Below are 17988 nucleotides of genomic sequence, written 5' to 3' on the forward strand. Positions count from 1 at the left end.
TTATCAATAAATTGAGGTTTTTACTGCACAATCACATAAAAGTTTGAGCCATCTCTCAAAATATTCAATGCAACGGCTGAAGGTTTTGTATCTAATACTTTTCGTAAATCACCAATCGTCTCAACCTCACGGCGGTTTACACCAACAATAATATCGCCTTTTTTGAAGCCTCTACTATCCGCAACTGATCCTTTTTCAACCTTTGTCAGCTCAACACCTTTTACACCTTTGCTATTATAGTTGCTAAATTCAGCGCCTTTTAATGCAGGGAGCAAGCTATTTGCACTGGTTTTACTCTGTTCATCTGCTTGTAGTGTAACCTTAGTCGTGGTTTCTTTGCCATCTCGCAAATAGGTTAGCTCAATTGTCTTGCCTGATCCCGTTGTAGCAACTTTAGCACGCAGTTCCGCAAAACTACGGATTTTTTGTCCATTAATGCCTATGATAACATCACCTGCTTTTAGCCCTGCTTTGGAAGCAGCTGAATCGGCTAACACTTCACTTACAAACGCACCTTGTTGCGCATCGACATTAAACTCTTTAGCTAGATCAGCATTTAACTCGCCGCCTTTAATGCCTAACAGACCTCGCTTCACTTCACCAAATTCTAAAATTTGTTGTACTAAATTATTTGCCATATTACTTGGAATCGCAAATGCAATCCCTGCATTACCACCACTCGGTGAAATAATTGCCGTATTAATTCCGATCAATTCACCTTTTAGATTGATTAAAGGGCCGCCAGAATTACCACGGTTTACCGCTGCATCTGTTTGAATATAGCTTTCATAGCCTTCATCACTATTTCCTGTTGAACGCCCTAACGCTGAGACAATACCCGATGTTACCGTTTGTCCTAATCCAAAAGGATTACCAATAGCCACGGTAAAATCTCCCACTCTTAATTTATCGGAATCTGCTATTTTTATTGCCGTTAAATTTTTAGGATTTTCAATTTTTAATAATGCCACATCAGATTGAGGGTCTGCCCCTACCAATTTTGCTTTAAATTCTCGTCCATCGTCTAATTTTACGGTGATTTTATCTGCATTATCAATGACATGATTATTGGTAATAACGTACCCTTTATCTGCATCAATAATAGCGCCCGAACCTTCCCCTCTAAATTGGCGAGGAGCACGATCTCTTGATATACCCGGTCCAAAGAAAAATTCAAATTCTTCAGGAATATCTATCTCTGCCCGTCTATCTACTTTTGTTTTCCCTTCCACTGCAATACTCACTACCGCAGGACGAACTTTTTCAAGCATTGGGGCAAGGCTAGGAAGTTCTTGACCTTCTACGACAAGCGGTAAGTTAGCAGCTACAATTGTCGGCAAAGCCATTGCACCAAATCCCAAAATAAGTGAGGCAAGCAATGTTTTTTTCATACTATTTTTCATTTTCATTATTTTTCCTACCTTATAGTCAATAAATTTACTGAATATAAGACACAAAAAAATTTTTAAGGTTCTAAACAACCCGAATAACAGATTGTTTTTTAACCTAACCTTGTTTATATACACCGATAACTAATATAGCAACGATTAAAATAGCTATAAATTTCACGTTTTTTATATTGAAATATGATTTCACATCAATCTTAATTTACTTTAATCATACAAATCTTTAAAATAGCTCACCTTTTATCTAGGTATTACATAAACTTTACTCTTATTTTTAGGACATCTACTATGTTGTGGTTCTTATTTTGTATTGCCGTCTTAGTACTTGGTTACTTCATATACGGTACAATTATTGAAAAAATCTTTGTTATTAATCCGAAAAAAGCAACACCTGCATATACAATGCAAGATGGCGTGGATTATATGCCAATGTCGAAAAGCCGTATTTGGCTTATCCAATTATTAAATATTGCAGGAACAGGACCAATCTTTGGCCCTATCCTAGGTGCATTATATGGACCTGTTGCAATGCTATGGATTGTTTTAGGCTGTATTTTTGCAGGGGCAGTACACGACTATTTTTGCGGAATGCTAAGTGTTCGTAATGGCGGAGCATCAATGCCAAACCTAGCAGGTAAATACCTCGGTTCACCTGTGAAACTATTTATCAATCTGCTTGCAGTCGTTCTTCTTTTCCTTGTTGGTGTTGTCTTTGTTATTAGCCCTGCTAAATTGCTAAGCTCAATTACCGTTGAATCCTTTGGCTCTGATACAGACGGCGGCCTAACCGTATGGGGAATGAACCAAACAACTGTCATTACCGTATGGACGATTCTCATCTTCTGCTACTATGTATTAGCAACACTTTTACCAATTGATAAAATCATTGGTAAAATCTACCCATTCTTTGGGGCACTATTGCTATTTATGTCTGTGGGTATGGTATACGGTTTAGTTTCAAGCCACTTTAGTGCGACTGACCCCATTGAATTTTTCCGTACCGTTGATGGTATTACCGCTGATAAATTCTTCCAGAATTTCCAAGTAAAAGGTGATGTTCCTATTTGGCCACTCCTTTTCTTAACAATTTCTTGTGGTGCATTATCAGGTTTCCACGCAACACAAACACCATTGATGGCCCGCTGTGCTGAAAATGAGAAAGAAGGACGCTTTATTTTCTATGGAGCAATGATTACAGAAGGCGTGATTGCATTAATTTGGTGTACTGTTGGTCTTTCATTCTATGAAAATCCACAAATGTTACAAGATGCAATCTCAGCAGGCACACCATCTAAAGTAGTCTATGACTCATCTATTCACTTCTTAGGCTTTGTGGGCGGTATTTTCGCTATTCTTGGTGTAGTCGTTCTCCCAATTACCTCTGGTGACACTGCATTTCGTGCTGCACGTTTAATCATTGCTGAATTCTTTAATATTGAACAACGTTCGTTAATTAAACGTTTATTGATTTCAATTCCATTATTTGCTGTTGCATTTTATATTATCGCTTCAAATGTGAAATTTGATATCATCTGGCGTTATTTCAACTGGGCAAACCAAACCACTGCCGCAGTAATGCTATGGACTGCTGCAGCTTACTTATACCGCTATAAGAAATTCCACTGGGTATGTACCATTCCTGCGGCATTCATTAGTGCAGTATCCTTTACATTCCTTGCCTATAATAAAGCGATGGGATTTGGTTTAGACTACCAACTCTCAGTTTATATCGGCTTAGGATTAACAGTATTATGCCTCGTGTTATTCTTCATTCTACTTAAACCATTAGGTCCTTCTGATCCTGATATAAATGTTGATGATATAACCAAAGCCTAATTATTTTAAAAGCGAGAGAAATCTCGCTTTTATTTTTTTATATGAAATAAAACCACAATGCAATTTTTTGATACCCATACACACTTAGACTATTTGAGCTATGATACACAGCTTTCTATATCCCAATTGCTAGCTAATGCTAAGCAACAAAATGTTGAACGAATTTTAGTTGTTGCCGTAATGGCAAAAAATTTTGATAAAGTGATCGCTTGTAGCCAAACTGAACCCGAACATATTGTTTACGGGCTGGGTTTACACCCTCTCTATATTCAAATTCATCAACTTGCAGATCTTGATTTACTCGAAAACCAATTATCAAACCGTTCTTCCCACTTTACTGCTATTGCCGAAATTGGTTTAGATCGAGCCATCGAAAATATTACGACAGCAGAATATTGGTACAAACAACAACAATTTTTAGAAAGCCAGCTAGCCCTTGCCAAGCGGTATGATCTGCCTGTTAATTTACATTCCCGTAAAAGCCACGATCAACTTTTCGTCTTTCTAAAAAAAGCGAATTTAACTAGCACAGGCGTTGTTCACGGGTTTGCAGGCAGTTATGAGCAGGCAAAACGATTTGTCGATCTTGGTTATAAAATCGGCGTAGGTGGTACAATTACTTACCCTCGAGCAAATAAAACTCGCCAAGCGATTGCAAAATTACCCCTTGATGCTCTACTGCTTGAAACAGATTCACCTGATATGCCTGTTCTAGGATTTCAAGGCAAACCAAACCGTCCAGAACGTTTAGTCATTACCTTTAATTCACTTTGTGAACTTCGCAAAGAAACTTCAGAGCAAATCGCAGAAAGTATTTGGCAACAAAGCAATCAACTATTTTGGCTAAAATAAAACTAAATAATTAAGCCCTTGCTAATGTCCAAACTTGAATGTGTTTCACATTTTGGCGAAGGAGTTCCAAACAAATTGCATTGAGCGTAGAGCCAGTAGTAACAACATCATCGACAACCGCTACACGTTGATAAGTATGGATAGGCTGATAGTGAAATGCTCCTCTTAAATTATACCGCCGTTGTTGAGCTGTAAGCTCTCGTTGTGGTGAAGTTGAACGAATACGGGTCAAACTTTGACAATCTAACGGAATATTCAACCATTTAGCTAAAGGGCTAGCAAGCTGTTCCGATTGATTAAACCCTCGTTGCCACTGTCTTTTCCAGAACAGGGGTACAGGCAAAATCACATCGGGTAAAATCAGATTATACTGCCTTCGAGCATTATAAATCGCCAATAGTAACAATCGAGATAATGCCTGATTTAATTGATATTGATGTTGAAATTTAAAACGGTGAATCCATTGTGCAAGCGGTGGTTTATAACCAGAAATTTGTACTAATTGATGCCATTTAGGCTCATTAGATAAACAATTTCCACAACTCATACTATATTCCAATAGCGGAGAACCACACCGCCCACAATAAGGCGAAGTTACCACTAATTTTACACAACGAGAGCAAAAACCGTGAGAGCTTATCGACAACGGCTTATGACAGTGAAAACAGCGAAATCCCCAAAACATTTGTTCTCCACATTTATATAACCACTACTCTCATTACCCTACAAACTCTACATTCTTTACTACACAATAATTTTTTATTTTTACGATACTGATCGCAAAAATAATAATAAGCTACAGCGATTACCTAATAATGTTATTTGCGCCATTAAGCTATAAAATGTAAACTGTTCTCATCAAAATTAAATAATTGTAAACCTCTATTAAACGAAAAATAATGAAAAAGTATCTCATTTCTAGCCTTGGATTAAGCCTGTCAATAGCAACATTTGCCAATCAAGATCAACAAAAAATTAATGACCGATTAAATGACCAACGGGTACAAACAGAAGCAACGGTTACCGCTGTACCACAACCTACCGTCAATAAACCACAAAAAAATATAGTGAAGAAAGAAGATAATCACACTATTTCAATGTCTTCCGAAGAACTAGTCCACCACCCTGATCTTGTTCTTCGAGCACTTTACTCCGCTGTTCATTATGGAAATGCCGATAGTACTGAAATACTATTCCCTATCTATCAGAAGCTCCCTGAAACGGCTAAAGATCCTATATTAACTCTTTGGAGCCAAGCGATTTTAGCGAAACAACAGCAAAATTATTCAGAATCTATCCGCTTATTCCGTAAAACATTAGCAGCATTGCCCGATATCAATGTTCGCTTTCAACTTGCCGTAACACTTTTTGAAAATAACGAGTTAGAAGCCGCTGAAGATCAATTTCAAAAATTACGTGCTGAACCCGATGAAAATGCACAAAAAATTAGCGAACAATATCTTCAAGCTATCCAACACCGTGATCGCTGGGCATTCAGTGGTGGACTGACCTATTTAAACGACCCCAATATCAATAATGCTCCAAAATCTGGCACAACTTACGGACGCTGGTCTGCCCCAAAATCTGAATCGGCACAAGGTGTCGGCTTTAATTTCAATATTGGCAAAAAATGGTCGTGGGGAAATGGCTTTTTTAATAGCCTATATTTAGATACTGACGGCAAATATTATTGGAATAATAAAAAATATAATGAATTCACTACTCGAGGAAAAGTAGGATTAGGCTTCCAAAATAGCAAATATTCTATTGAAGTTCTGCCATTTATTGAACAAGTGTTATACGCCAATGGAACCAGCGGTAGCCAAACTCTCAAACGTTTCTCAAAAACAGGCGGTGCAACCGTTGAATTTATCCAGTGGCTCTCGCCTCAATGGTTACTTACCAGCAACTACGAATATGGCGAACAACGCTATATCTCTCGTAAACATTTAAATGGCAACTATCACTTTGTTTCTGCTGGATTACGTTTTTTAGCTAGCTCAAAGCAATACTGGTTTGCAAATATCAATTATAACCGTACCAGCACACGAGATGCAGACGATAGCTTTTTCCGCCGAGGAATTACTTTCGGTTGGGGGCAAGAGTGGGGAAAAGGGCTTTCAACTCGCCTCTCAATGAGCCTCGCACAAAAACGGTATAAAGGCCCAATGCCAATTTTTAATATCACCCAACGCAATCGGGAATACGGTTTACAAGCCTCCGTGTGGCATAGAGCAATCCATTTTTTAGGCATCACTCCACAGCTTACTTATAGTTTTAATAAGACAAAAAGCAACCACGCTTTTTACACTTATGACAAACACCGAGTCTTTGTAAACTTTAGTAAGAGCTTTTAATTCCGCTGTTTACAAGCGGTCAGTTATCCCTATTTTTTGCAAAAAGATCGAAGAACTGACCGCTTGCTCTGACTAGCGTTAAATAATGATTTCGTGTAAACTACGCTCCCGTCCTAATGGTATTTGCCATTCCGATTTCAAATCCAATTAACCTAATCACACAAGGCAAAATAATGACAACAAATTATATTTTTGTAACGGGCGGTGTTGTATCTTCTTTAGGGAAAGGTATTGCAGCTGCCTCTCTTGCTTCTATTCTTGAAGCTCGTGGCTTAAATGTTACGATGATGAAACTAGATCCTTATATCAACGTTGATCCAGGCACAATGAGCCCAACGCAACACGGTGAAGTATTTGTAACCGAAGACGGAGCAGAAACTGATCTTGATTTAGGACATTATGAACGTTTTATCCGCACCAAAATGACAAAAGCAAATAACTTCACAAGCGGTAAGATCTACTCAGAAGTGCTACGCAAAGAACGCCGTGGCGACTATCTTGGTGCAACTATTCAAGTTATTCCACATATTACGAATGAAATTAAAGCTCGTGTACTCGAAGGCAGTAAAGGCTATGATGTCGCTATCGTTGAAGTGGGCGGAACAGTCGGTGATATTGAATCTCTGCCATTTTTAGAAGCATTACGACAATTAGCTGTGGACGTTGGGCGTGAAAAAACATTATTTATGCACTTAACCCTCGTGCCTTATATTCCAACAGCGGGAGAAGTAAAAACGAAACCAACTCAACACTCGGTAAAAGAATTGCTTTCGATTGGTATTCAACCCGATGTACTGATTTGCCGTTCTGATCGTGCTCTTCCAGCCAATGAACGAGCAAAAATCGCGCTATTTTGTAACGTTTCCGAGCGTGCTGTTATCTCATTGAAAGATGTTAGTTCTATCTATCAGATCCCTGCATTATTAAAATCCCAGGGCTTAGATAAATTTATCTGTGAACGTTTCCATCTCGACTATAAAGAAGCCGATCTTTCTGAATGGGAAAATGTATTATATCAACAAGCCAACCCAACAGGTGAAGTTACTATTGGAATGGTGGGAAAATATGTTGAATTACCTGACGCTTATAAATCGGTCAATGAAGCATTAAAACACGCAGGCTTGAAAAATCGCTTAACTGTTAATATTCAATATATTGATTCACAAGATGTTGAGAGCAAAGGTGTCGAAGCATTAAAAGGGATTGATGCTATTTTAGTACCAGGTGGTTTTGGCTACCGTGGAGTAGAAGGAAAAATTCTTACTGCTAAATATGCACGGGAAAATAAAATCCCCTATTTAGGTATCTGCTTAGGTATGCAAATTGCTTTAATTGAATACGCTCGCAATGTTGCTGGAATGAAAGGGGCAAACTCCACAGAATTTGACCACAATTCGCCTTATCCTGTCGTTGGTTTAATTACGGAATGGCAAGATGCAGAAGGGAATATTGAGGTACGCTCTGATGATTCAAATTTAGGTGGAACAATGCGCTTAGGAGCACAGCCTTGTCACTTAACAGAAGGTAGCCTCGCTCGTGAAATTTACGGACAAGAAACGATTTTTGAACGTCATCGCCATCGCTATGAAGTCAATAATATGCTGTTACCACAAATTGAAGCAGCAGGCTTAAAAGTGTCTGGTTTATCTGAAGACAGTAAATTAGTTGAAATTATTGAAATACCAAATCACCCTTGGTTCGTTGCTGTCCAATTCCACCCAGAATTTACCTCAACGCCTCGTGATGGACACCGCTTATTTGAGAGCTTTATAAAAGCAGCTAAAGAGCATCAAACAACACAATCCAAATAATCATATTGCCCCTGAAAAGGGGCTTTATCTAGGAGAATACTATGTCTACCCCCCTTTTAACTACCACAGGTTTACCACAATTCTCTGCCATTAAGCCTGAACATATTCAACCAGCAATTACAAAACTCATTCAAGAATGCCGTGATACTATCGAACAAATTTCCCAAATTGAAAACCCAACGTGGGAAAACTTTTACCTGCCACAAGCAATGGTAAGTGATAAACTTTCTCGTGCTTGGTCGCCCATTGGACACTTAAATGCCGTAAAAAACAGCCTAGAACTGCGTGAAGCCTACCAATCTTGCTTACCATTATTATCTGAATACGGCACTTGGGTTGGGCAACATAAAGGGCTTTTTCAAGGCTATGAAAAGCTTAAAAACAGTGCAGAATTTGCGACATATTCACTCGCTCAGAAAAAAGCGATTGAAAATAGCCTGCGTGATTTTGAGCTATCGGGCATCTCTCTCCCAGAAGAAAAACAAAAACGTTATGGGGAAATTTCGCTACGCTTATCTGAACTTAGCTCACAATTTAGCAATAATGTCTTAGATGCGACAATGGGTTGGGATATTATCATCAGCGATGAAGAACAGCTAAAAGGTTTACCTGAATCTGCCTTAGAAGCCGCCAAATTATCTGCTGAAAGTAAAGGAAAAACGGGTTACCGCTTTACTCTTGAATTTCCTAGCTATCTGCCAGTAATGACCTACTGCGAAAACCGTGAATTACGCCAACAGATGTACGAAGCCTTTAATACCCGAGCTTCTGATCAAGGCGTAAATGCGGGGAAATGGGATAACTCTGCAATTATGTTAGAAATTCTGCAACTTCGCCAAGAGCTGGCGAATTTACTTGGCTTTGAAAGCTATGCAGATTATTCCTTATCAACTAAAATGGCGGAAAACCCTAAGCAAGTAATTGATTTTCTAGAAGATTTAGCAAATCGCTCAAAAGCTCAAGGTGAAAAAGAGCTGACTGAACTAAAAGCCTTTACCCAAAAAGAATTTGATGTAACCGATTTACAGCCGTGGGATATTGCTTTTTACAGTGAAAAGCAAAAACAAGCACTATATGCCATCAATGATGAAGAGCTTCGCCCTTATTTCCCTGAAGAGCGTGTACTTTCAGGCTTATTTGAGCTAATGAAGCGCTTATTTGGGCTGAAAATAGTCGAACAGAAAGGCGTTGATGTTTATGATGAAAGCGTTCGCTTTTTCAATATTTTTGATGAAACTGACCGTTTGCGTGGCTCTTTCTATCTTGATCTCTATGCGCGTGAGAATAAACGAGGTGGAGCTTGGATGGACGACTGTATTGGACAAAAACGCCTTGCTGATGGCTCACTACAAAAACCCGTAGCTTATCTTACCTGCAATTTCAATAAACCGATTGGCGATAAACCAGCGCTTTTCACCCACGATGAAGTAACTACCCTATTCCACGAATTTGGACACGGTATTCATCATATGCTAACTGAAATCGATGTTGCAGATGTCGCTGGTATCAATGGCGTGCCGTGGGACGCAGTAGAATTACCAAGCCAATTCCTTGAGAACTGGTGTTGGCAAGAAGAGGCCTTAGCCTTTATTTCAGGGCATTATCAAACAGGCGAACCATTACCAAAAGAGAAGCTAACTCAATTACTTAAGGCAAAAAATTACCAAGCAGCAATGTTTGTACTGCGTCAATTAGAATTTGGGATTTTCGATTTCCGCCTACATATGGCAGCCCCTTACGACAATATTGTATTAGATATTCTACGAGATGTGAAAAAGCAAGTTGCTGTGGTAGAAATTCCAACATTCGTGCGTACACCACATAGCTTCAGCCATATTTTTGCAGGCGGTTATGCTGCTGGCTATTATAGCTATTTATGGGCAGAAGTACTGTCTGCTGATGCCTTTGCACGCTTTGAAGAAGAAGGTATTTTTAACCGAAACGTAGGGGAATCATTCCTACAAAATATTCTAACCCGTGGAGGTTCAGAAGAGCCAATGGTTTTATTTGAACGTTTCCGTGGTAGAAAGCCAAGCCTAGATGCGTTATTAAAACACAAAGGTATTGCGAATTAATTTGAGATATAAAAAAGCACGCTTAAAAGCGTGCTTTTTTAATATTACTGAACCTGCACAATTTCAGGGGTATATTTTAATTTCGTGATTGCCTGTATTAACTGTTCATTATCTACAGTCTTTTTTGCCACAATTTTAACTTGATGATCATTAATATTACCTTTAGTAAACACTACGCCATCAATATTGCGTAACTCTTTATTAACAAGGTAAACACAAAGTTGGCAATTCATCTCTTTAATATAAATCACTACATTTTTTTCATCTGCTTGATGTTCATTTGCTTGTGCAGATGAAAATAATATAAACATTAATAATACACTAAGAAATTTTTTCATTCTAAAATCCAAGGTAATAAAATTGGGTAAAAAAGTAAAAATAAAATAATGGCAAACATTACCCAGTAAAGAATTAAAAGCATTCGGCGAGAGAGATATTTTGTGCAGATCACTTTTTTTGATCCTACTAATAACCAAAAACCATAGCCAAATGCCCCTAATGAGACAATGAGCATTGGAATACGCAGATATTCAAATTCACTTAATTCGATCAGCCAACTGGAAGATACGCCAAATAGCAGATAAATTAAAGGTGCAACACAACAAAGTGTTGAACTAACCGCTGCTACAACTGCAGTAATACAGCTTGCTATAAATGTTCGATTAGCGTTGTTCTGAGATAAATTCATACTTAAACTCATTCGCATCAAAAGAATTAAATGGATCACCACCAATTTCTGCATACGGATAGCCAAAGTTATTCATTGGGGTAATTTCTGGTGTAGGATAGAGATCAAAATCTCGGGCGTGATTAAACCCAATCCAATTCATTTCCCAATTTCCAAAAAGATAATTAGCTACTTCTTTCACCTCTGGATCTTGCACCACTTTTTTCTCAACTAACCGCATTTTAGCGACATCTGCAGAATCAACTGGGACCCAGCCAAATCCAGCTAGATAAAACTCAGCTCGGCAATGTTGCCCACCACTTACATTCGCTACTCCTTGTTCATTCGCACTTCCAAATGCTTTTTGCGAAAATTTACCCATTTTAACCGCTTGTCCTAAACGAAGCCCAAACACTTCACGAGCAGGAATTCCCACAGCACGAGCTAAAGCGACAAAAACGGAATTTATATCCGTACACTTTCCTTTAAGCACACCTGTTGTCAATATTTTTTCTACATCACCATCACCACAGCCTAACGATGATTCATCTCGTTCCATATTATTTACGATCCAATGATGTATTAACTCTGCTTTTTTTAATGGGTTTGTTTCTGTACCCACAATTTTATCCGCATAAGTTTTCACAATACCATCAATTTTAATGTGAGCCGTAGGTTTTAAATACGCTAAAACATCAATTGAATAGGTAATTTTTTCTGGCACTTTATAATCTGCTAACGCTTTTTGAAGCATTGGCTCACGGTCTTTTGTTTCAACTAATAATGTTAAATTTAAGTTCCGTTTATCAGCTTTTTCGTCCCAGGTTGCATATAAGGTTTTGGCTCCATATTGATTATTTTCGGTGATATATGCTTGCTGGTAATCCCCCTCAAATTGGATTGATTTAACCTTCTGATAATCGCTATTAAATGGAATAGGGATCCATAACTGAGTTTTACCTTTCGACCCTTTGGGGGCAATAAGATTATAATTTTCTGTTAGCTCATATAAATGCGTTGTTGTTAGTGAATCAGAATAAACCGTTGCCAATGCAATCGGCGAATAACACAAAAATGCACCAAGTAATTTCTTCATAAAAGTCCTAAAAAATATACAAATAAAATAGTGTTAAAGAAAAATCTACTTCATCAACCAAAAAGTTGATCAAGTTCCTCAATTAATTCTAGACTTGGTTTATCAAAATAAACCCCTGAATTTTCAGCGCCATTCATTCCTCGTAAAAATAAATAAGCCACACCGCCAAAGTCCCGCTGGTAATCATAATGTTCCCCTAAGCGATAACGTAAATAGCGGTGAACAGCAAGGGTATATAGCAAATATTGCAAATCGTAACGATACTGTGCCATTGTTTTTTCAATTTTCTCAATTGAATAATCCTGAGTCAAATAGCCAAGAAAATTTGATTTATAATCAAGCACATAATATTGTTGATTAATTTCTACAATACAATCTACAAAACCTCGGACATATCCCTCAAATTGGAAAAATTGAAGATCTGGCAGCCGCTTGGCTAATCGGCTATGCTTTCTCAACAACTGATTGATTTTAACTAATGCCTTCGGATTTTTAAGACGTAGGTAAAATTGCCATTCATTTAACCGCTTGTTAAGTGGAATATCGGCTAAACAAAAAAGCGAATTATCGCCAAATGGCGTTTGTAATACTTGTTCAAACCATTGCTGAACAGGTTCAATCCATTCGTCATTTAATGAAAATTGTTCACATAGTTGCTGAATTGCTTTAGTCTCCAACGGTTGTTGAAAATCTAATACTTCAAAAAAGCGGTGTAAAATATTCCCTACTCGGGTACTATGTGGGAAATTATACGGCGAAAAATGTCCGTTTTCTTGCTCTGTTAATTCTGCAAAATTTTCAAATAATACACCGCTATCATAATCCTGTGCAGTATCGCCCAATGCCGTGTTAAGTGGATTTCTAAGCCTTTCATTCTGTGCCTGTAAAGCAGTAAAGCTAGTAATCTGCCCTATTTCCCGAATAGTTCCTGTAAATTCTTTTGCAGTGATCTCCTGCTCCTCACCACTTGGCATCACAAAAGCTGTTTGCTCTGCCTGATCCGCTAAAGGCGTAGATTTATATGTAATCCCCTTACGTTTAAAATAATCTGTCGTTGAACCATTTTTAACAATATCCCCATCACTTAATAAATAAAGCAGTGCATTCCATTTATCACTCCACAGTGTTGGTAAAACCAAATGAAGCTGATATTTCGCACGGGTTAAAGCCACATACAACAAACGTAAGTCTTCCGCTCGCTCTGCTTCTTCTATCCCTTGTTTAATCTTTTTATCATCACTATTAAAATCCCAACAAAGGTTATTTTGTTCATCACGGTAAATTGTCATCGCTTTAGAGTCGGTTCTTTTAGCGGATTTTGCTACAAATGGCAACCATACCACGGGGTATTCCAAGCCTTTAGATTTATGGATTGTAATAATTTTAATCAAAGCATCTTCACTTTCAAGACGTAAAATCTGCCCATCATTATTATTGCTTGGCTTTTTAATCTGTTGCGTAAACCAACGTAATAACGCTGACTCATTTTCAACGCTATCCATTTTTTCCTGCAACAGCTCTGCTAAATGCAAAATATTAGTCAAACGGCGATCTGCATTACGTCCTCCATTTAAACGAGCAACAATCTGTTGCTCAATAAAAAGCTGATGTAACATAGGTAATACACCCTGTGTTTGCCAGATTTGTTGATAGCCAATAAACTGTTCAACATAGTTTTCCCATATATTTTCACTATTTTTAAGCTGATAAATGTCTCGTGCCGTTAGCCCCCATAAGGCCGTTCCTAATGCAGATAATACATTTTTTTGAGAAAACGGAGTTAAACACGCTGTTAAAATTAACGCCAAATCTTTTGCTTCTTCACTTTCAAAAACGCTTTTCCGTTCAGATAAAAATACAGATTGCAAATTTCTTGCAGAAAGTGACCGCTTGATCTGCTCTGCTTCACTATGTGAACGAACTAAAATCGCAATATCTTTTGGTTGTAATACACGTTGCTGAATTTCGCCATTCCCATCTTTTTCTTGTATAAATAGCTCTCCTTGCATTGCTCGACTAAGGCTTTGCTGAATTTGATCCGCACAATGTTCGGCAGCTTGCTCTGCTTTATAGTCCTGTTGCAAAAGGTATAAATTTATCGCCTGCTGTTCATTTAACAAATTCGTTTCTGTTTCATTGCTTTCAACAGGATAGAAATGAATATCATCATAAAGAAATGGCGGTTGATCTTTAGGTAAAGTAAACAGCCTATTGATACCTTCAACCACATTCGGCAGTGATCGCCAGTTTTTCGATAGCGTAAAAGTTTCCGCCACTCGCTGTGAAGCGGTAAGATAAGCAAAAATATCTGCACCACGAAATTTGTAAATTGACTGCTTAGGATCGCCAATCATAATAAAACCGTGGGATTCGGCATTATCAATAAAAATCCGTTGAAAAATTTGGTACTGAATCAGGTTGGTATCTTGCGTTTCATCAACCATTGCAAATTGGAACTGCTGACGCACTTTTTTGGCTAATTCATCACCATTTTCACCCGTCAATGCCTGATGAAAATAATTCAACATATCATTGAAATTCTTTTCTATATGGCTATTTTTATACTCTGCAAGTTTATGGCGTAAATGCTGTAAATAGCGGTAAAGCAATTTAGCTTCAATTTGTGAATAGAAATTTTTAAATTGCTGATATTCATCAATAAATTGATCCCACCGCTCAAAATGAGAACTACGGACAATTTCAGCCCCTTTAATTGCTTTAGCTTCCAGCATTGATTGGCTAAAATAACTCAACGTTTTTTCTGGGAAAGATAATGCTTTCGATTCTACCCATTGATTGATTTCGGGTAACCACTTTTGTTGGAAACTCGTTTCTTTATAACTTGTGCCATTTAAAATTTTAATTTCTTCTGCACGCTGGCGATCAAAAACCTGTTGAATAATTTCAATAACTTGCGTTTCATTCTCTTTCCAGTAATGCCGAGCGGTTGCAAGAAATTGCTCAAATCTCACCGCTTGTTGTATATAATCTTCCGCCAGCCATTGTTGTTGAGATGGGTTCAAAGGCGGTAGCTCTTCAGATAAATAGGCCGATAATTTCTCTAATACTTTTTCAGGTGAATTCAGAATATCTGTAACTAACTGTGCTTCAAGCAATGAAGTAGGATAAAAAAGCTCCCGCCACGTTTCTTCACTCAACCGAATCAAAAGATCTCGTTCATCTGCTTGTAAATCAATATCAAAACGAACCCCTGAATCAAAAGCATACTGAAATAACATTTTTTGACAAAAACTGTCGATCGTAAAAATACTTGCGAGATCCATTTCTCGTTCAGCAATACTTAATCGCAACAACGCTTCGGATAAATTTGTCGCAACCAACTGATAAAGTTCTTGCATAAACGGATCTTTTGCAAATGCCAATTGTGATTTTTCACTGTTTGGATCACTAAATATTTTTGCAGTTTCTTTTAATTTAAGGCGAATTCTATCCCGCAGTTCTTGCGTTGCCGCTTTAGTAAATGTAACCACTAAGATTTGCTCAACCATCATCGGCTCACACGCTATGCCTAATATTAAACGCAGATATAAATTTGCGATTGTATAGGTTTTACCCGTGCCAGCCGATGCTTCAATTAAACTTGCTTGATTTAAAGGAATTGAGATTGGATTGAGAATATTCATTGGTTATATCATTTAGAGGAAATTTTTTGCTATTTTATCACTCTCTGTGCAAGCGGTCAGTTTTATTCATTATTTTACTTATTAGAGAGCAGAAAACGTCCCCTATCATTTCTCATTCCGTGTTATGCTATTGCTCAATAGCACCACATATCTAAAGCATTCATACTCAATGAAACTCAATACACAACAACAACAAGCCGTTGAATATATTACGGGAGCGTGCCTCGTTCTTGCAGGTGCGGGTTCTGGTAAAACTCGGGTCATTATCAATAAAATTGCCTATTTGATCGCTCAGGGTAATTATTCACCAAAACAGATTGCCGCCGTTACATTTACCAATAAGGCAGCTCGAGAAATGCGAGAACGGGTTGCCCATTCCATTGGCAGAGAAAATAGCCGTGGCTTAACTATTTCTACGTTCCATACGCTTGGTTTTGAAATTCTAAAACGAGAGCATAAACTACTTGGCTATAAAAGTGGAATGACCCTGTTTGACGAACACGATCAAATTGCACTACTCAAGCATTTACTGCCTGAAAAAGTTACGGAAGATAAAGACTTACTGAAAAATTTGATTTCAGCAATTTCTCATTGGAAAAATACACTACTCAGCCCTGAACAAGTAATTGCACAAGCTCAAAGTGAACGAGATCGTGTGTTTTCCCATTTCTATTCTCAATATCAAAATCAGCTCAAAGCCTATAATGCCTTAGATTTTGATGATTTAATTATGCTTCCAACGTTATTGCTCCGCCAATTTCCCGAGGCTAAAGCTCGTTGGCAAAATAAAATCCGCTATCTATTGGTTGATGAATATCAAGATACAAACACGAGCCAATATGAATTGATCAAATTACTAGTCGCTCAGCACGGTAATTTTACCGTTGTGGGCGATGATGATCAGTCCATTTACTCGTGGCGAGGAGCAAAACCCGAAAATATTGGACGGCTGAATACAGATTTTCCAAACCTCAAGGTGATCAAATTAGAACAAAATTATCGATCAAGCCAACGGATTTTACATTGTGCCAATATTTTAATTGATAACAACGATCACTTATTTGAGAAACGCCTTTTCTCCCAACTAGAACAAGGCGAAAAACTCAATGTCATTGAAGCTAAAAGTGAAGAACACGAAGCTGAAAGAATTATTGGCGAACTGATTGCTCACCGCTATTCACGCAAGACTAAATATAAAGATTACGCTATTTTATATCGAGGCAATCATCAATCCCGCTTGCTTGAAAAATTACTAATGCTCAACCGAATTCCTTACAAAATTTCAGGCGGTACTTCATTTTTTGCTAAAGCCGAAATTAAAGATATGTTGGCCTATCTACGTTTATTAGTTAATCAAGATGATGACGCTGCATTTTTACGCATTGTAAACACGCCCAAACGAGAAATTGGCGCAGTAACTCTCGAAAAATTAGGGCAACTCGCTAATGAAAAACAGACTAGTTTATTTGAAACAATTTTTGACTTTGAACTCATTCAACGTCTTAGCCCAAAACCTTATCAATCATTGCAAAATTTTGCTCACTGGATTGTGGAACTCTCCGATCAAGCGGTGAGATCCGAACCACAATCTGCCATTAAAGAAATGCTGGCACAGCTTCAATATGAAGCCTATTTATATGAAAATGCGACAATGCCTAAAGCCGCAGAAATGCAAAGCCGTAACGTGCAAACGCTATTTGAATGGGTACAAAAAATGCTGGAAGGTGATGAACTCAATGAACCGATGACACTAAGCCAGGTGGTAGCTAATTTGACCTTACGGGATATGTTAGAACGAGGCGAAAGTGATAGCGAAAGCGATCAAGTTCAGCTAATGACGCTACACGCCTCCAAAGGGCTAGAATTTCCCCACGTTTTTTTAATCGGTATGGAAGAAGGCATTTTGCCTCACCAAACAAGTATTGATGAAGATAATGTAGAAGAAGAACGCCGTTTAGCTTACGTTGGCATTACACGAGCACAACAAACACTAACCTTTTCACTATGTAAAGAACGGCGTCAGTATGGTGAAATAATTAAACCCGAAGTAAGCCGTTTCCTACTAGAGCTTCCACAAGATGATTTGCAATGGGAACGAGATAAACCACCACTTACTGAACAACAAAAACAGCAAAAAGTCTCAAATAACATTGCTAATCTACGGGCAATGTTGCTTGCTAATAAATAAACATATCTAGAAAAACTGAGCAAATGCTCAGTTTTCATTTTAATTCTTTCACCAAA

General features: G+C 38.0%; 12 protein-coding genes. 6 read left to right on the forward strand and 6 right to left on the reverse strand.

The genetic code is table 11. The annotated features are described in order from the left end of the window. Positions 1-20: 20 nt before the first annotated feature. Complete coding sequence (locus A6B43_RS02660; protein WP_124211773.1) at positions 21-1403, reverse strand: DegQ family serine endoprotease; 1383 nt, start codon at positions 1401-1403, stop codon at positions 21-23. Positions 1404-1694: 291 nt separating this feature from the next. On the opposite strand from A6B43_RS02660, the gene A6B43_RS02665 reads away from it, so the two are divergent. Together A6B43_RS02665 and A6B43_RS02670 are read left to right on the forward strand one after the other, a co-directional pair. Then, positions 1695-3242 carry a carbon starvation CstA family protein gene (locus A6B43_RS02665; protein ID WP_124211752.1) on the forward strand — a complete coding sequence of 516 codons (1548 nt, stop codon included), beginning with the start codon at positions 1695-1697 and terminating at the stop codon, positions 3240-3242. A 57-nt stretch (positions 3243-3299) separates the two neighbouring features. Continuing rightward, positions 3300-4094, forward strand: coding sequence for a TatD family hydrolase (locus A6B43_RS02670; RefSeq protein ID WP_124211753.1), 795 nt, complete (start codon positions 3300-3302; stop codon positions 4092-4094). A gap of 10 nt (positions 4095-4104) precedes the next feature. Here the strand turns inward: A6B43_RS02670 and A6B43_RS02675 are convergent, their stop codons facing one another. After that, positions 4105-4779 (reverse strand): double zinc ribbon domain-containing protein, encoded by a 675-nt coding sequence (locus A6B43_RS02675; protein WP_124211754.1) that lies wholly within the window; start codon positions 4777-4779, stop codon positions 4105-4107. Between the two features lie 214 nt (positions 4780-4993). On the opposite strand from A6B43_RS02675, the gene A6B43_RS02680 reads away from it, so the two are divergent. The 3 genes from A6B43_RS02680 to prlC all read left to right on the forward strand — a co-directional run bounded on the left by A6B43_RS02680 (position 4994) and on the right by prlC (position 10337). After that, positions 4994-6451: a porin family protein gene (locus tag A6B43_RS02680; protein WP_124211755.1), complete on the forward strand. Its 1458-nt coding sequence runs from the start codon at positions 4994-4996 to the stop codon at positions 6449-6451. A gap of 173 nt (positions 6452-6624) precedes the next feature. Beyond that, positions 6625-8262 (forward strand): CTP synthase, encoded by a 1638-nt coding sequence (locus A6B43_RS02685; protein ID WP_124211756.1) that lies wholly within the window; start codon positions 6625-6627, stop codon positions 8260-8262. Positions 8263-8303: 41 nt separating this feature from the next. Continuing rightward, positions 8304-10337: an oligopeptidase A gene (prlC, locus tag A6B43_RS02690; RefSeq protein ID WP_124211757.1), complete on the forward strand. Its 2034-nt coding sequence runs from the start codon at positions 8304-8306 to the stop codon at positions 10335-10337. 44 nt (positions 10338-10381) lie between these two features. Here prlC and A6B43_RS02695 read toward each other — a convergent pair whose 3' ends face one another. The 4 genes from A6B43_RS02695 to recB are packed head-to-tail and all read right to left on the reverse strand — an operon-like array spanning position 10382 to position 15744. Further along, positions 10382-10675 carry a heavy-metal-associated domain-containing protein gene (locus A6B43_RS02695; RefSeq protein ID WP_124211758.1) on the reverse strand — a complete coding sequence of 98 codons (294 nt, stop codon included), beginning with the start codon at positions 10673-10675 and terminating at the stop codon, positions 10382-10384. After that, positions 10672-11025 (reverse strand): mercuric transporter MerT family protein, encoded by a 354-nt coding sequence (locus A6B43_RS02700; RefSeq protein WP_124211759.1) that lies wholly within the window; start codon positions 11023-11025, stop codon positions 10672-10674. Before A6B43_RS02700 ends, A6B43_RS02695 begins: the two co-directional genes overlap by 4 nt. Further along, positions 11000-12100: a transglutaminase-like domain-containing protein gene (locus A6B43_RS02705; RefSeq protein ID WP_124211760.1), complete on the reverse strand. Its 1101-nt coding sequence runs from the start codon at positions 12098-12100 to the stop codon at positions 11000-11002. The genes A6B43_RS02700 and A6B43_RS02705 overlap by 26 nt, the downstream gene beginning before the upstream one ends. Positions 12101-12153: 53 nt before the next feature. After that, positions 12154-15744 carry an exodeoxyribonuclease V subunit beta gene (gene recB, locus A6B43_RS02710; protein ID WP_124211761.1) on the reverse strand — a complete coding sequence of 1197 codons (3591 nt, stop codon included), beginning with the start codon at positions 15742-15744 and terminating at the stop codon, positions 12154-12156. Between the two features lie 169 nt (positions 15745-15913). Here recB and rep point away from each other — a divergent pair, with 169 nt between their 5' ends. Further along, positions 15914-17932, forward strand: coding sequence for a DNA helicase Rep (gene rep / locus A6B43_RS02715; RefSeq protein WP_124211762.1), 2019 nt, complete (start codon positions 15914-15916; stop codon positions 17930-17932). The last annotated feature ends 56 nt before the right edge of the window (positions 17933-17988 follow it).

This window comes from Vespertiliibacter pulmonis (assembly GCF_013377275.1).
In the GTDB taxonomy this organism is placed as follows: domain Bacteria; phylum Pseudomonadota; class Gammaproteobacteria; order Enterobacterales; family Pasteurellaceae; genus Vespertiliibacter; species Vespertiliibacter pulmonis.

Bases quoted from the DNA above. Each gene is read 5' to 3' on its own strand.
- A6B43_RS02660 (WP_124211773.1), bottom strand. From the start codon at position 1,403: ATGAAAAATAGTATGAAAAAAACATTGCTTGCCTCACTTATTTTGGGA.
- A6B43_RS02665 (WP_124211752.1), top strand. From the start codon at position 1,695: ATGTTGTGGTTCTTATTTTGTATTGCCGTCTTAGTACTTGGTTACTTC.
- A6B43_RS02670 (WP_124211753.1), top strand. From the start codon at position 3,300: ATGCAATTTTTTGATACCCATACACACTTAGACTATTTGAGCTATGAT.
- A6B43_RS02675 (WP_124211754.1), bottom strand. From the start codon at position 4,779: ATGTTTTGGGGATTTCGCTGTTTTCACTGTCATAAGCCGTTGTCGATA.
- A6B43_RS02680 (WP_124211755.1), top strand. From the start codon at position 4,994: ATGAAAAAGTATCTCATTTCTAGCCTTGGATTAAGCCTGTCAATAGCA.
- A6B43_RS02685 (WP_124211756.1), top strand. From the start codon at position 6,625: ATGACAACAAATTATATTTTTGTAACGGGCGGTGTTGTATCTTCTTTA.
- prlC (WP_124211757.1), top strand. From the start codon at position 8,304: ATGTCTACCCCCCTTTTAACTACCACAGGTTTACCACAATTCTCTGCC.
- A6B43_RS02695 (WP_124211758.1), bottom strand. From the start codon at position 10,675: ATGAAAAAATTTCTTAGTGTATTATTAATGTTTATATTATTTTCATCT.
- A6B43_RS02700 (WP_124211759.1), bottom strand. From the start codon at position 11,025: ATGAATTTATCTCAGAACAACGCTAATCGAACATTTATAGCAAGCTGT.
- A6B43_RS02705 (WP_124211760.1), bottom strand. From the start codon at position 12,100: ATGAAGAAATTACTTGGTGCATTTTTGTGTTATTCGCCGATTGCATTG.
- recB (WP_124211761.1), bottom strand. From the start codon at position 15,744: ATGAATATTCTCAATCCAATCTCAATTCCTTTAAATCAAGCAAGTTTA.
- rep (WP_124211762.1), top strand. From the start codon at position 15,914: ATGAAACTCAATACACAACAACAACAAGCCGTTGAATATATTACGGGA.